Annotated in this window: 14 protein-coding genes; 10 read left to right on the top strand and 4 right to left on the bottom strand. The window is 71.5% G+C overall.

The window, feature by feature from the left end:
• Nucleotides 1-86: 86 nt before the first annotated feature.
• The 3 genes from rsgA to ACIQ6R_RS03590 form a co-directional block, all read right to left on the bottom strand.
• Nucleotides 87-1,100, bottom strand: coding sequence for a ribosome small subunit-dependent GTPase A (gene rsgA, locus ACIQ6R_RS03580; RefSeq protein WP_404170112.1), 1,014 nt, complete (start codon nt 1,098-1,100; stop codon nt 87-89).
• Between the two features lie 12 nt (nt 1,101-1,112).
• Complete coding sequence (gene aroA, locus ACIQ6R_RS03585) at nt 1,113-2,429, bottom strand: 3-phosphoshikimate 1-carboxyvinyltransferase (protein WP_404170115.1); 1,317 nt, start codon at nt 2,427-2,429, stop codon at nt 1,113-1,115.
• A 138-nt stretch (nt 2,430-2,567) separates the two neighbouring features.
• Complete coding sequence (locus tag ACIQ6R_RS03590) at nt 2,568-3,290, bottom strand: M50 family metallopeptidase (protein WP_404170118.1); 723 nt, start codon at nt 3,288-3,290, stop codon at nt 2,568-2,570.
• A 50-nt stretch (nt 3,291-3,340) separates the two neighbouring features.
• Between ACIQ6R_RS03590 and ACIQ6R_RS03595 the strand changes: the two genes are divergently transcribed.
• The 10 genes from ACIQ6R_RS03595 to ACIQ6R_RS03640 all read left to right on the top strand — a co-directional run bounded on the left by ACIQ6R_RS03595 (nt 3,341) and on the right by ACIQ6R_RS03640 (nt 13,748).
• Nucleotides 3,341-4,156: an SOS response-associated peptidase gene (locus tag ACIQ6R_RS03595; protein WP_404170121.1), complete on the top strand. Its 816-nt coding sequence runs from the start codon at nt 3,341-3,343 to the stop codon at nt 4,154-4,156.
• A gap of 1 nt (nt 4,157) precedes the next feature.
• Nucleotides 4,158-4,841, top strand: a complete 684-nt coding sequence (locus tag ACIQ6R_RS03600; RefSeq protein WP_404218451.1) for an alpha/beta family hydrolase — start codon at nt 4,158-4,160, stop codon at nt 4,839-4,841.
• 257 nt (nt 4,842-5,098) lie between these two features.
• The gene (sigR, locus tag ACIQ6R_RS03605) at nt 5,099-5,782 is read left to right on the top strand and encodes an RNA polymerase sigma factor SigR (RefSeq protein WP_003973756.1); all 684 of its coding nucleotides are present in this window, start codon (nt 5,099-5,101) and stop codon (nt 5,780-5,782) included.
• Complete coding sequence (rsrA, locus tag ACIQ6R_RS03610; RefSeq protein WP_386316574.1) at nt 5,779-6,090, top strand: mycothiol system anti-sigma-R factor; 312 nt, start codon at nt 5,779-5,781, stop codon at nt 6,088-6,090. Before sigR ends, rsrA begins: the two co-directional genes overlap by 4 nt.
• Before the next feature lie 143 nt (nt 6,091-6,233).
• On the top strand, nt 6,234-7,559 hold the full coding sequence (locus ACIQ6R_RS03615) for an HD-GYP domain-containing protein (protein WP_404218453.1): 1,326 nt from the start codon (nt 6,234-6,236) through the stop codon (nt 7,557-7,559).
• A gap of 268 nt (nt 7,560-7,827) precedes the next feature.
• The gene (locus ACIQ6R_RS03620) at nt 7,828-9,201 is read left to right on the top strand and encodes an HD-GYP domain-containing protein (RefSeq protein ID WP_404218455.1); all 1,374 of its coding nucleotides are present in this window, start codon (nt 7,828-7,830) and stop codon (nt 9,199-9,201) included.
• Nucleotides 9,202-9,315: 114 nt separating this feature from the next.
• The gene (locus ACIQ6R_RS03625) at nt 9,316-10,296 is read left to right on the top strand and encodes a tetratricopeptide repeat protein (RefSeq protein ID WP_404170130.1); all 981 of its coding nucleotides are present in this window, start codon (nt 9,316-9,318) and stop codon (nt 10,294-10,296) included.
• An 87-nt stretch (nt 10,297-10,383) separates the two neighbouring features.
• Nucleotides 10,384-11,034, top strand: a complete 651-nt coding sequence (gene def, locus ACIQ6R_RS03630; RefSeq protein WP_404170133.1) for a peptide deformylase — start codon at nt 10,384-10,386, stop codon at nt 11,032-11,034.
• 249 nt (nt 11,035-11,283) lie between these two features.
• Entirely contained in the window at nt 11,284-12,375 is a 1,092-nt protein-coding gene (cyc1, locus tag ACIQ6R_RS03635) for an epi-isozizaene synthase (protein ID WP_404218457.1), read from the top strand.
• On the top strand, nt 12,372-13,748 hold the full coding sequence (locus tag ACIQ6R_RS03640; RefSeq protein ID WP_404218458.1) for a cytochrome P450: 1,377 nt from the start codon (nt 12,372-12,374) through the stop codon (nt 13,746-13,748). Before cyc1 ends, ACIQ6R_RS03640 begins: the two co-directional genes overlap by 4 nt.
• A 21-nt stretch (nt 13,749-13,769) precedes the next feature.
• Here ACIQ6R_RS03640 and ACIQ6R_RS03645 read toward each other — a convergent pair whose 3' ends face one another.
• Complete coding sequence (locus ACIQ6R_RS03645; RefSeq protein ID WP_404218460.1) at nt 13,770-14,738, bottom strand: GlxA family transcriptional regulator; 969 nt, start codon at nt 14,736-14,738, stop codon at nt 13,770-13,772.
• Nucleotides 14,739-14,745 lie beyond the last annotated feature (7 nt).

Genomic DNA, 14,745 nt, shown 5'->3' on the forward strand with positions numbered 1-14,745 from the left:
GCTACGTCCGGCTTTGCTCAGCCTTGGATCCGGCTTGGTGCGATTATGCACTTACCGGTGGCAGGGCACGGCAAACAACGCGGAGGTCAGTCGCCTTCCTTCCGTTCCCGCGTCGACAGCAGCCGGCGCAGCGAGTACAGCCGGGCCGGGTCCGCGTGCCCCTCGGCCACCCACGCGTCCAGCGCGCAGTCGGGCTCGTCGTGACTGCACGCGCGCGGGCAGCCCTCCGTGCCGGGCACCAGGTCGGGGAAGGCGTTGATCACCCGCGACGGATCGATGTGCGCGAGACCGAACGACCGCACGCCCGGGGTGTCGACGACCCAGCCGCCCCCCTCGGAGGACAGCGGCAGGGCGAGCGCCGAGGTCGTCGTGTGCCGGCCGCGGCCCGTCACCGCGTTGACATGGCCCGTCACGCGACGGCGGTCCTGGGGCACCAGTGTGTTGACGAGGGTCGTCTTGCCGACGCCGGAGTGCCCGACGAAGGCCGTGATCTTGCCGTCCAGATGTTCCCGTACGAGGCCGGCCGCGGCGCCGTTCTCCAGCTCCTCGCGGCTGGTGACGACGTAGGGGATGTCCAACGCCCCGTACAGCTCCAGGAGTTCGTCGGGCGGTGCGAGGTCCGACTTGGTCATGACCAGCAGCGGAGTGAGGCCGCCGTCGAACGCCGCGACCAGGCAGCGGTCGATCAGACGGGGACGCGGCTCGGGGTCGGCGAGGGCGGTGACGATGGCGAGCTGGTCGGCGTTGGCGACCACCACGCGCTCGTAGGGATCGTCGTCGTCCGCCGTACGGCGCAGGACGGAGGTGCGCTCCCCGATGCGGACGATGCGCGCGAGCGTGTCCTTCTTGCCGGTGAGGTCACCGACCAGCGCCACCCGGTCGCCGACGATCGCCGCCTTGCGGCCCAGTTCGCGGGCCTTCATCGCCATCACGATCCGGTCCTCGACGAGGCAGGTCAGCCGGCCCCGGTCCACGGTGAGGACCAGGCCCTCGGCGGCGTCCTCGTGCTTGGGGCGCGTGTGGGTGCGCGGCCGGTTGCCCTTGCGGTTCGGGCGGGACCGGATGTCGTCCTCGTCGGTGTGCTTGCCGTAGCGGCGCATGGCGAACCGTCCCTACGCCCCGAGCATCCCGGTCCACAGGTCGGGGAATTCGGGCAGTGTCTTGGCGGTCGTCGCCACGTTCTCGATCTCCACGCCCGCGACCGCGAGGCCGATGATCGCCCCGGCGGTGGCCATGCGGTGGTCCTCGTAGGTGTGGAAGACCCCGCCGTGCAGGCGGCGCGGTCGGATGTGCAGGCCGTCGGCGGTCTCGGTGACGTCGCCGCCGAGTTCGTTGATCTCCTTGGTGAGCGCGGCCAGGCGGTCCGTCTCGTGCAGGCGCAGGTGCGCGACCCCGCGCAGGGTCGAGGGGGAGTCCGCGAGGGCGGCGACGGCCGCGATGCCCGGGGTCAGCTCGCCGACCTCGCCGAGGTCGACGTCGATGCCGTGCACGGCACCCGAGCCGGTGAAGACGAGCCCGTAGTCCGTGAGTTCGCAGGAACCACCCATCTCGGTGAAGATCTCGCGGAGCCGGTCGCCGGGCTGGGTGGTGCGGGACGGCCAGTCGGGGACCACGACCTTGCCGCCGGTCACCAGAGCCGCCGCCAGGAACGGCTGGGCGTTGGACAGGTCCGGCTCGACCGTCAGGTCCCGGCCGAGCAGCGCGCCCGGCGTGACCCGCCAGACGTTCGGCTCGCCGCCGGACTCCGGGGTGTCGACCTGGGCGCCGACCGAGCGCAGCATGTCGACGGTCATGCGGATGTGCGGCATGGACGGCAGCGCGGACCCGGTGTGGCGGACCTCGACACCCTGGTTGAAGCGCGGGCCGGACAGCAGCAGCGCGCTGACGAACTGCGAGGACGACGACGCGTCGATCTCGACCGGACCGCCCTCCAGGGCGCCGCCGCCGTGCACGGTCATCGGCAGTGCGCCGCGCCCGTCGTCGTCGATGCGGGCACCCAGGACGCGCAGCGCGTCGATCACGCCGTGCAGGGGACGCTCGTACGAACGCGGGTCGCCGTCGAAGCGGATGGCGCCGTCGGCGAGCGTGGCGACCGGCGGGAGGAAGCGCATGACCGTGCCCGCGTTGCCGACGTCGACCGTGGCCGGGCCGCGCAGGCCGGCCGGGATGACCCGCCAGAACTCGCCCGTGCCGTCCGGGCCGACGCCCTCCTCGATCTCGACGCCCATCGCGCGCAGGGCGCCGGCCATCAGCAGGGTGTCGCGGGAGCGCAGCGGGCGGCGCAGCCAGCCGGGCTCGGAGGCGAGCGCGGCCAGCACCAGGGCGCGGTTGGTGACCGACTTGGACCCGGGCACGTGGACGGTCGCGTCGACGGCTCCGCTCGCGTGTGGTGCGGGCCAGAGGGCGGTGTGCGCGGGGTTCACGGTCATGGGCCCCACTTTAATGGCTGGGGACGATCGGAGATCTTGATCAAAAGCGGCGAAACCTGACCGAAAGCACGACAGTGCAATTCGACTCCGCACTTGCCGTGCATATATGCGGGAGCGCGGGGCCCGGATGTGCCCGGTTCACAGCTCCAGCAGCCAGCGCGCCCCGCCGACCAGCGAACACAGCGACACCGCGTGGAAGAGGAAGAACCACACCCCCGCCGGTGCGTGGGTCAGGCGGGCCAGCTGGTCCGCGTCCGAGTCCCCGGCGCCGCCCCGCGCCCGCTTGACCTGCAGCTCGAACGCCGGCCGCACCCCGCCGAGCAGCAGGAACCACACCACCGCGTACGCGAACGCCGCCTGCACCTGCGGCCCGGCCAGCCAGGACACCACGACGAACGCGGCGCCGGTGAGCACCACCGTCAGCACCCCGTACGCGTTGCGGACCATCACCAGCAGGGCCACGAGCAGCGCCGTCGCCAGCCACAGCAGCAGCGTGATGCGCCCCGCGGCCAGCAGCGCGGCGCCGCCGAGGCCGAGCAGCGGGGGAGCGGTGTAGCCGGAGACCGCGGTCAGGATCATCCCGAGCCCGTGCGGCTTGCCGCGGCTGACGGTCAGGCCGCTGGTGTCCGAGTGCAGTGTGATGCCGGTCAGCGTGCGCCCGGTGAGCAGGGCCACGAGCCCGTGACCGCCCTCGTGGGCGATGGTGATCGCGTTGCGCGCTATCCGCCACAGCCCGTGCGGCACGACGACGGCGAGCGCGGCGGCCAGGGCCGCGATCACCACCCACAGGTCGGGATCGGGCTGGGTGCCGGAGACCTCGTCCCAGAGGGAGGTGAGCGAGGCCGTTGCGAGGTGGTCCATGTTCGGTGAGGGCTCCTCGTATGCGCGCGGGGTCTGGCAGTGTGGCACGTATGTGCGGACGGTATGCGGCGAGTCGTCGACCCGAGGATCTCGCGGGAATCTTTGAGATCGAGAAGTGGGAGCCGGAGGAGACTCTGGAGCCCGACTACAACGTGGCTCCCACGAAGGAGGTCTACGCCGTCCTGGACCGTCCCCTGAAAGACGTCGAGGACCCGAAACCGGTTCGCCAGCTGCGCAAGCTCAAGTGGGGTCTCGTCCCCTCCTGGTCCAAGACGCCCGAGGGCGGCGCCCGGATGATCAACGCGCGCGCGGAGACCGTCCATGAGAAGCCGTCCTTCCGTCGCGCCTTCGCCACCCGGCGCTGCATCCTGCCCGCCGACGGCTACTACGAGTGGGTCACCGGCAAGCAGGAGCGCGACCTGGAGGTCGAGGGGCGCAAGAAGCGGCCCCGCAAACAGCCGTACTTCGTGACGCCCGCCGACGGGTCCGTGTTCGCCATGGCGGGGCTGTACGAGTTCTGGCGGGACAAGACACTGCCGGACGACCACCCGCACTCCTGGTGGGTGACGTGCTCGGTGATCACCACGGAGGCGGAGACCACGCCGCTCGCCGTCGCCCCGGCCGACGGTCCGCACGCCCTGGCCGACATCCACCCGCGGATGCCGCTGATGCTGACACCGGACCGCTGGGACGACTGGCTCGACCCGGCGCGCACCGACCCCGACGAGCTGACCTCGATGCTGGCGGCGCCGCCCGCCGGACTGATGCGGGCGTTCCCCGTCTCCACGGCCGTGAGCAGCGTCCGCAACAACGGGCCGGAACTGCTGAGGGAGCTGGAGGGACCGGAAGAGGGCACACTCTTCTGACGTGACACCCGAGACACCCGAGACACCCGAAACCCCCGCGACCCCCGCGACCCGCGCGACCCCCGAGACCGTGGACACCGAAGCCGGCCCCGCCCGCGTCACCTGGCACCCGGCGAAGAAGCCCCGTCTCGTCCTCGCCGTGAGCCACGGCGCCGGCGGCGGCATCGAGGCGCGCGACCTGCGGGCGCTGGCGGCCGCACTGCCCGCGCACGGTGTGAGCGTCGCCCTCGTCGAGCAGCCGTGGCGGGTGGCCGGCAAGAAGCTGGCGCCCGCGCCGAAGACGCTGGACGTCGGCTGGCGGGGCATCTGGCCCGCGCTCGCCGCGCCGGGGCTGCCGGTGGTCTCGGGCGGCCGGAGCGCCGGTGCCCGGGTCGCCTGCCGCACCGCCGCCGAACTGGGCGCCCACGCCGTCCTCGCCCTCGGCTTCCCGCTGCACCCGCCCGGCAGGCCCGAGAAGTCCCGCGCCGACGAGCTGCTCGGGGCCGGTGTGCCCACCCTCGTCGTACAGGGCGGCAACGACCCGTTCGGCAGGCCCCAGGAGTTCCCCGAAGGGACGTACGACCTGATCGAGGTCCCGCACGGCGACCACGGTTTCGCCGTGCCCAAGCGGGCGGAGACCACGCAGGAGCAGGCGCTGGAACTGATCACCGAAGGCGTCGCGAAGTGGGTCGGCTCACTCGGGTGAAGGCCCGGGAATGACCGGCGGGCGGCCACTGTTGTGGCGGACATACGTTGCTGAGAATCAGCACCGACGCCGTAGGAGAGGAAGTCCGCCGCATGGGTTCAGCCTTCTGCCCGAGTCGCAGCAGCCGCGCCGACCTGGACTGGACCGTGCTGCACGCCGCCAAGACCGCCCCTATTCGGGCGGCGGGCGGACCGGATCGTCGTCTATCCTCCGATTCGAGTGGGGCCGGTCTCGGCCTCGCGACGTCACTGGAGGAGGTGGGTCCGGTCACTGGGACCGACGCAGGGACCGAACACGGCCAGGCGGAGCAGCCCGAGGGCCGGGGCACGGGCGCGGAGTCGACCGCGGAGCGCAGCGCGCGCTTCGAGCGGGACGCGCTCGAGTTCCTCGACCAGATGTACTCGGCCGCGCTGCGCATGACGCGTAATCCGGCCGATGCCGAGGACCTGGTGCAGGAGACCTACGCCAAGGCGTACGCGTCCTTCCACCAGTTCCGTGAGGGCACCAACCTGAAGGCATGGCTGTACCGCATCCTCACCAACACCTTCATCAACTCGTACCGCAAGAAGCAGCGCGAACCCCAGCGCAGCGCGGCCGAGGAGATCGAGGACTGGCAGCTCGCGCGTGCCGAGTCGCACATGTCGACGGGTCTGCGCTCCGCGGAGTCGCAGGCGCTCGACCACCTGCCCGACTCGGACGTGAAGCAGGCGCTCCAGGCGATCCCCGAGGAGTTCCGCATCGCCGTGTATCTGGCGGATGTAGAGGGCTTTGCCTACAAGGAGATCGCCGACATCATGGGGACACCCATCGGTACGGTGATGTCCCGGCTGCACCGTGGACGCCGTCAGCTGCGCGGCATGCTGGAGGACTACGCCCGCGACCGCGGCCTGGTCCCGGCCGGCGCCGGAGAGTCGAACGAAGCGAAAGGCTCGGGGTCATGAGCTGCGGAGAGCCGCACGAGACGGATTGCAGCGAAATCCTCGATCATCTCTACGAGTTCCTCGACAAAGAGATGCCGGACTCGGACTGCGTGAAGTTCGAGCACCACTTCGAGGAGTGCTCGCCCTGCCTGGAGAAGTACGGGCTGGAGCAGGCCGTGAAGAAGCTGGTCAAGCGGTGCTGCGGACAGGACGACGTGCCGGGTGACCTGCGTTCCAAGGTCATGGGCCGGATCGACCTGATCCGCTCCGGACAGTCCGTGCCCGAGCACGACGTCACGGCCGCGCCGCCGACTCCGCAGGAGTCCTGAGCCGGTCCCGACCGGGCGGACCGTGAGGCGGCACGTCACCCGTCGCGTCACCCGTACGTGCTAATCCGCGGGTTATCTGCCCGCGTTCCCCTGCCGCCGTCCTAGGCTCCGGAGCCTGACAGGCATGGCCGGGGGAGGGGCACATGGACGCGGTACCGGCGCGGGCACACGCGTACGTCGCCGCTGTGGTCCTCGCCGCCCTGGTCTGCCTGCGCCCGCTGCCTCGGGTGCATACGCCCTGGTGGGCGGTGCTGCTGCTCGCCGGGCTGTACGCGGGCTCCGAACTGGTCGCCCGGTCCCGTCTCGTCGGGACCTGCTATCCCGTACTGCTCGCCGGGGCTTTCCTGCTGCCGCCGCCCGCCGCCGCGCTCGTGGCGCTGCCCGGGGCCCTCCTGTCCCCGGTGGCGCAGCGGCCCTTCGCTCTGCGGCGCGTCTGGCGGGCCGCGCAGCTGACGCTCGCCGTGTGGGCCGCCGCGCGGGTCCACTGGACGTGCGGCGGGCGGGACGCGGTGGTCGCCTCCGACTTCCCGTACGCGCTCGTGCCGGCCGGGGCCGCGGTACTGGCGTTCTGCCTGGTACTGACCCTGCTGGACGGCGGCATCCTGGCGCTCGCCGACCGGGTGCCGGCCGGGCGGGCGTGGCGGGGGCTGTTCTCCCGGTCGCTCGCGCCGATCGCCGTGCACGGGCTCGCCGGACTGATGATGGCCGTCCTGTGGCGCAGCCCGTACGGTCCCGTCGCCGCGCTGCTCGTACTGCTGCCGATGTGCGTGGCGTGGTGGGCGTTCGCCCAGTACCACCGGGAACAGGCCGCGCACCAGGCGACCATCCGCGCGCTGGTGCAGGCCGTCGACATCAAGGACGGCTACACGCGCGGGCACAGCGAGCGGGTCGGCCAGGCCTCGATGATGATCGCCCGTGAGCTGGGCATGGACGACGAGCGCGTCGAGACGCTCCGTTTCGCCGGGATCCTGCACGACGTGGGCAAACTCGGGGTGCCCACCCGGCTGCTGCGCAAGGACGGGCCGCTGACACCCGAGGAGCGCCGGGTGATCGAACTGCACCCCGAGTACGGGCACGAGATGGTGCGCGGCATCCGCTTCCTGGGTGAGGCCCGGGCCGCCGTCCTCCACCACCACGAACGGCTGGACGGCAGCGGCTACCCCTACGGGCTGGCCGGCGACCGGATCCCCGAGTCGGCCCGGGTGGTCGCCGTCGCCGACGCCTTCGACGCCATGACGTCCACGCGGTCCTACAGCAGGGCCCGTCCCGTAGCGGTGGCGGTGGAGGAGCTCCAGCGGTGCGCCGGGGCGCAGTTCGACCCACGGATGGTCCGAGCGCTGGTCCGGTCCCTGGGACGCCACGGCTGGCGACCGGCGGTGACGGCGGACGGCACACCGGTCGTTCCCGCCGGCGTGACCCCGGGCCGGGGCGAGGGCGCGTGGGACAGCGCCGGAAGGGGGGCGTCATGACGGGGTGGGTGTACTCGGGGGACGGCGCACGGATCCGGAGCGCCGTCGGTGGTCGGGGGCGGCGGCCGGGGGCGGCGGCCGACGGAGTGCCGACCGTGACCGGACCGGATGCCGTCGTTCCTGCGGGTGCGGGTGCGGGTGCGGGTGCGGGTGCGGGTGCGGGTGCGGCCCCGTGCATAGGCGCGGGCGACGGCCACGACCGGCGGAGGCCGGCGCCGACGGCCGGCCGCGGCGGAGCACCGCGTGACCGCGTCGGCGGGGGAGCACCATGACCTCGTACCAGCCCCAGCCCCAGCCGCAGCTCCAGCCCCAGCCGCAGTCCCAGACCCAGACCGAGCCCCAGGCTCAGCTCCTGTACCCGTCCCAGCCCTGGTCCCTGCTCCAGGCCGGACGGCGGTCCACCTCCCGGTCCCCGGTGGCTCTTCTCCTGATCCCCGCCGCCGCGGGGGTCCTCGCGCTCGGGTGTCTCGCCTGCGTGCTGTGGTCGGGGTTGGCCGAGCGGCCCGTCGCGCTCGCCTTCGGCGTCCTCGTCGCCCTCGGCGAGGTCACCCGGCGGGCCGGGACCGAGGCCCGGGAGGCCGCGCCGCTCGGGGCCGCCGGAGCGCTGGCGTACGCGCTGCTCGGGGACGTCGCAGGGCAGCCCACGCACCACGGCGTCGCCCAGACCGTCACCGTCGTGCTCGCCGCGTCGCTGCTCGGCAGCGTGCCGTACATCGCGCGCGGCGGCGGGCCCGTGCTGGACCACCTGGCGCGGCGCGTGCTCACCGTCGCCTTCGCCGCCGTGTGCTTCCAGCCGCTGTCCAACCAGGGCGCCTTCCGCGACTGGGGCGGCCCCGCCTACGCGCTGTTGCTGATCGCGCTGCTCGCCCTGACCGCGCTGTGCGACGCCGTGCTCGCCGCGGCACCCGCGCGCGCCCGCACCGGGTGGCCCTTCGGTCCGCTGCTGCGCGAGGAACTGCGCGGCATGGTCGGGATCACGTCCGCGGTGTGCGCGACCGGGGCGGTGATGGCGCTCGCGGTGGCCGTCGCGGGACTGTGGGCGCTCCCCGTCTTCTGCGTGCCGCTGCTGCTCACCCAGCTGTCCTACCGCCGGTACGCGGCCGTCCGGGCCACCTATCGGCAGACCATCGCCTCCCTGGCCCGGGCCACCGAGATCGCCGGGTACACCCCGGCCGGGCACGCCCGCCGCGTCGCCGAGCTCAGTGGCGCCGTCGGGCGGGACCTGGGGCTGTCCGGGGTCGAGCTGACCGTGCTGGAGTACGCGGCCCTCATGCACGACATCGGCCAGCTGAGCCTCATCGACCCGGTTCCGGCCGGGGCCACCGCCGGTCTGCCCGCCGCCGAGCAACGGCGGATCGCCCTGCTCGGCGGGGCCGTCGTCCGCCAGACCGGGGTCGACGCGGCCGTCGCGGTGGTGGTGGAGCGGCAGGCCGACCCCTGCCGGGAGCAGCCGGTCGCCGCGCGGATCGTACGGGCCGTGAACGCCTACGAGGAGAAGGCGAGGGACGCCGGGCCCGGCGGCGGCCTCACGGCCCTGGAGGAGCTGCGCCTGGCCACCGCGGACGACTACGCTCCCGACGTCGTGGAAGCACTGGCCCGAGTGCTTTCACGCGGCAGTCTTACCTCGCCCGCGGCTGGGTAACCCATGGGTAATGAGCGCCCTTCCAGCCGTACGTGGTTGGATGCGAAGGAGAAGGTGTCCGGGGGCGCGGGAAGGCACAGCCAGCCCACAGAACGGAACTGGCAGGCGGGAATCGTGAGGATCTTCGGCAAGGGACGGCACCGGCCCTCCGCCTCCTGGCGGCAGGCCACCGACCGCGCGTTCACGCTGATCGGCGACGGTCGCTACGAGGACGCGGGCGCTCTGCTGACGCGCGCCGCGGACCTGGAACCGTGGCTGTCGGAGTCGTGGTTCAACCTCGCCCTGCTGCACAAGTTCCGGCACGACTGGGAGCAGGCCAGAGCGGCGGGCCTCAGGGCGGTGGCGCTGCTCGACCGGGACATCGGGGCACCCGACTGGTGGAACGTCGGCATCGCCGCGACCGCCCTCCAGGACTGGCCGCTGGCCCGCCGGGCCTGGCAGGCCTACGGGCTGCGCACCCCCGGGGACGCGACGGACGCCGGTGAGCCGCTCGGCATGGAGCTCGGCAGCGCGGCCGTACGGCTGTCTCCGGAGGGGGAGGCCGAGGTCGTGTGGGGGCGACGGCTGGACCCCGCCCGCATCGAGGTGCTGTCCATTCCGCTGCCGTCCTCCGGCCGCCGCTGGGGCGAGGTCGTCCTGCACGACGGGGTGCCGCACGGGGAACGGACCACCACCGCCGGGCACGCCTATCCCGTCTTCGACGAGATCGAGCTGTGGGCGCCGTCGCCCGTACCCACCTGGGTGGTCCTCCTGGAGGCGGCCACCGAGTCGGACCGGGACGCCCTCGAGCAGCTCGCCGCGGACGCCGGTTTCGCCGCCGAGGACTGGTCGTCGTCGGTCCGGCTGCTGTGCCGGATGTGTTCGGAGTCACGGATGCCGTCCGACGAGGGCGAGGGCGAGCACCTCGACCCGCACGACCACAGCGAACCCGGACACCCGGGGCCACTCGGCCACCGCACCGACGGGCAGCAATGGGTGCCGGAGCGGGAGTGCGGTGTGGCAGCGCCGGCCGCGCTGGTGAAGGGGTTGCTGGACGGCTGGGTGGCGGACAGTCCGGATTCCCGGGACTGGCGGGATCTGGAAGAGGTCTGCTGAGCGGCCCCGTAGTCTTTACCAGGGCTCCGCAGGAGCAGTCGCCATTCAGCATCACCCTTTGTTGTTCGAGGAAGGCATACGTCGGTCATGGCCCAGCAGGACACCGATCAGCAGCACGTGGGCGTGCTCCCCGTGGACGACGAGGGGTTCGTCGTCGACACCGAGGACTGCGAGGAGCGCGAGGCTGCCTGGCGTGAGCGCGGCACCTCGCGTCCGATCACGGTGGTCGGCAATCCGGTGCTGCACAAGGAGTGCGAGGACGTCACCGACTTCGGCGAGGAGTTCCAGCAGCTGGTCGCGGACATGTTCGCCAGCCAGCGCACCGCCGAGGGCGTGGGCCTGGCCGCCAACCAGATCGGCGTCGGCAAGAAGGTCTTCGTCTACGACTGCCCCGACGACGAGGGCGTCCGCCACGTCGGCGTGGTCTGCAACCCGGTCCTCGTCGAACTGCCCGCCGACCGGCGCAGCCTGGACGACAGCAACGAGGGCTGCCTGTCGGTGCCGACCGCCTACGCGCCGCTCGCCCGCCCCGACTACGCCGAGGTGACCGGGCAGGACGAGAAGGGCAACCCGGTCAAGGTGCGCGGTACCGGGTACTTCGCACGGTGTTTGCAGCACGAGACGGACCACCTGTACGGGTACCTCTACATCGACCGGCTCTCCAAGCGCGAACGCAAGGACGCGCTGCGGCAGATGGCCGAGAACGAGCCGCGCTACCCCGTGGTCGCGAACGACTGACACCGCGTCACCTCCACCCCTCCTCCGTGCGTACGGCGCCCGTTCGGGTCTCACCCCGAGCGGGCGCCGTTCGTCTGCCGGAAGCTGCCACACAACAGGAGAATTCCGGCACTGTGGGGTAGTGAATGGAGCAAATCCGTTCCCAGAACGGTCAGTTGTAGTGCTGAATGGGAAGTGCGGGGATACGCAACGGCGCACGCCTCGCTCAGCGGGAGGGGTGCGCCACCGGCGGCTGAGAGGGGTTTGTTCGTGCATGCTTTCTCACACGGCACCACAGCGACACCGACCGCGATCGCAGTACCGCCATCACTGCGCCTTCCGGTGATCGAGGCGGCATTTCCCCGGCAACTGCACCCGTATTGGCCGAAGCTCCAGGAGAAGACCCGTACCTGGCTGCTCGAAAAACGGCTCATGCCGGCGGACAAGGTCGAGGAATATGCCGACGGCCTGTGCTACACGGACCTCATGGCGGGCTACTACCTGGGCGCCCCCGACGAGGTCATGCAGGCGATAGCGGACTACAGCGCGTGGTTCTTCGTCTGGGACGACCGGCACGACCGGGACATCGTCCACGACCGCCCGGCCGCGTGGCGGCGACTGCGGGACCAGTTGCACACGGCACTCGACTCACCCGCGGACCATCTGTACCACGAGGACACGCTGGTCGCCGGGTTCGCCGACAGTGTGCGGCGGCTGTACGCCTTCCTGCCGCCGCCGGCGACGTGGAACACCCGGTTCGCCCGGCACTTCCACGCGGTGATCGAGGCGTACGACCGGGAATTCCACAACCGAACCCATGGCATCGTGCCCGGCGTCGAGGAGTACCTCGAACTGCGCCGGCTCACCTTCGCGCACTGGATCTGGACCGACCTGCTGGAGCCGAGCGCGGGGTGCGAACTACCGGACGCCGTTCGGAAACACCCGGCATATCGCCGGGCGGCACTGCTGAGCCAGGAATTCGCCGCCTGGTACAACGACCTGTGCTCACTGCCCAAGGAAATAGCGGGCGATGATGTCCACAATCTGGGAATCAGTCTCATCACGCATCACGGACTGACCCTGGAAGAATCCATCGCGGAAGTCCGGCGACGCGTCGAGGAATGCATTACCGACTTCCTCGCTGTGGAACAGGACGCGTTACGGTTCGCCGACGAACTCGACAACGGCACCGTACGCGGAAAGGAACTGAGCGGCGCCGTACGGGCCAACGTCGGCAATATGCGGAACTGGTTCAGTTCCGTCTACTGGTTCCACCACGAGTCCGGCCGGTACATGGTCGACAGCTGGGACGACCGGTCCACGCCCCCGTACGTCAACAACGAAGCGGCAGGTGAGAAATGACCGTCGAGTCCGTCAACCCCGAAACCCGGACCGAAGACGCACCGGAGCTGCGCGAGCCGCCCGTCGCGGGTGGCGGTGTCCCGCTCCTCGGCCACGGCTGGAGGCTGGCCCGCGACCCGCTGGCCTTCATGTCCCAGCTGCGCGACCACGGTGACATCGTTCGCATCAGGCTCGGCCCGAAGACCGTCTACGCGGTCACCACCCCGGAGCTCACCGGTGCGCTGGCCCTGAGCCCCGACTACCACATAGCCGGTCCGCTGTGGGAGTCACTGGAGGGCCTGCTCGGCAAGGAGGGCGTGGCGACCGCCAACGGCCCGCTCCACCGCCGCCAGCGGCGCACCATCCAGCCGGCGTTCAAGCTCGACGCGATCCCCGCCTACGGGCCGATCATGGAGGAGGAGGCGCACGCGCTCACCGAGCGCTGGCAGCCGGGGCGAACCGTCGACGCCACCTCCGAGTCCTTCCGCGTCGCCGTGCGCGTCGCGGCCCGCTGTCTGCTGCGCGGCCAGTACATGGACGAGCGGGCGGAGCGGCTGTGCGTCGCGCTCGCCACCGTCTTCCGGGGCATGTACCGGCGCATGGTGGTTCCGCTCGGACCGCTCTACCGGCTGCCGCTTCCGGCCAATCGCGAATTCAACAACGCGCTGGCCGATTTGCATCTCCTGGTGGACGAGATCATCGCCGAGCGACGCGCATCCGGTCAAAAGCCGGACGACTTGCTGACAGCATTGCTGGAGGCAAAGGACGACAATGGCGACCCCATCGGGGAACAGGAGATCCACGACCAGGTCGTCGCCATACTCACCCCCGGCAGCGAAACCATCGCCTCCACGATCATGTGGTTGCTGCAGGCACTTGCCGAACACCCGGAACATGCCGACCGCATACGCGACGAAGTCGAAGCGGTCACCGGCGGACGCCCCGTGGCATTCGAGGATGTCCGGAGTCTCACGCACACCGGCAATGTCATCGTGGAGGCCATGCGTTTGCGTCCCGCCGTGTGGGTTTTGACGCGGCGCGCGGTGGTCGAGACCGAACTCGGTGGCTACCGCATTCCGGCCGGGTCGGACATCATCTACAGTCCGTACGCGATCCAGCGCGATCCGAAGTCGTACGCGGACAACCTGGAGTTCGACCCGGACCGGTGGATTCCGGACCGTGCGGGGGAGGTGCCGAAATACGCCATGAAGCCGTTCAGTGCGGGCAAGCGGAAGTGCCCCAGCGACCACTTCTCCATGGCGCAGCTGACGCTGATCACGGCCGCGCTTGCCACGAAGTACCGCTTCGAGCAGGTGGCGGGCTCCAACGACGCGGTCCGCGTGGGCATCACACTGCGGCCGCACGACCTGCTGGTCAGGCCCGTAGCACGGTGAGCGGCTCGGTCGCGTGGCCGCTCAGGCGACGGCCTCCGGGCCCCGGAAGGTGCGCCGGTAGGCGTGCGGAGTGGTGCCCAGGGCACGGACGAACTGGTGCCTCAGTGCCGCCGCCGTACCGAAGCCGGTGCGCCAGGCGACCGCGTCCATCGTCTCGTCCGTCGCCTCCAGCAGCCGCTGGGCCAGCAGGACACGCTGGCGCAGGATCCAGCGGTAGGGAGTCGTACCCGTCTCCTGCTGGAAGCGGCGGGCGAAGGTGCGCGGGGACATGTGCGCCCGGGCCGCGAGCTGCTCGACGGTGACCTCCTCGTCGAGGTGCTGTTCCATCCAGGCCAGCACCTCGCCGACGGTGTCGCAGGAGGAGCGCGGCAGCGGCCGTTCGATGTACTGCGCCTGACCGCCGTCCCGGTGCGGCGGTACGACCATGCGCCGGGCGATCCTGTTGGCGACCTCCGGTCCCTGCTCCTTGCGGACGATGTGCAGACAGGCGTCGATACCGGCGGCGGTGCCGGCGCTGGTGATCACGGGGTCCTCGTCCACGTAGAGCACGTCGGGCGTGACGGCGACCCGCGGGTACTGCCGGGCCAGCTCGGCCGCGTGGTGCCAGTGCACCGCGCACCGCCGTCCGTCCAGCAGCCCGGCGGCGCCCAGCACGAACACCCCGGAGCACACGCTCAGCACCCGCGCGCCCCGGTCCACCGCCCGCCGCAGGGCGTCCAGCAGCTCGGGCGGGTACTCCCGGCGGACGTAGTCGTTCCCCGCCGGCACGGCGATCAGGTCGGCCTCCTCCAGCCGGTCCAGACCGTACGGCGTGGAGACGGAGAGCCCGCCGACATGGGTACTCAGCTCCGGGCCCTCCGCGGAGACCACGGCGAAGTCGTACCCCGGCAGGCCCTCGTCGCTCCGGTCGACGCCGAAGACCTCGCAGACCACGCCGAGTTCGAAGGGATGCGCGCCGTCCATCAGGACGGCGGCCACGTTCTGCAGCATGCCGCCA

It is taken from the genome of Streptomyces sp. NPDC096048 (assembly GCF_044763415.1).
In the GTDB taxonomy this organism is placed as follows: domain Bacteria; phylum Actinomycetota; class Actinomycetes; order Streptomycetales; family Streptomycetaceae; genus Streptomyces.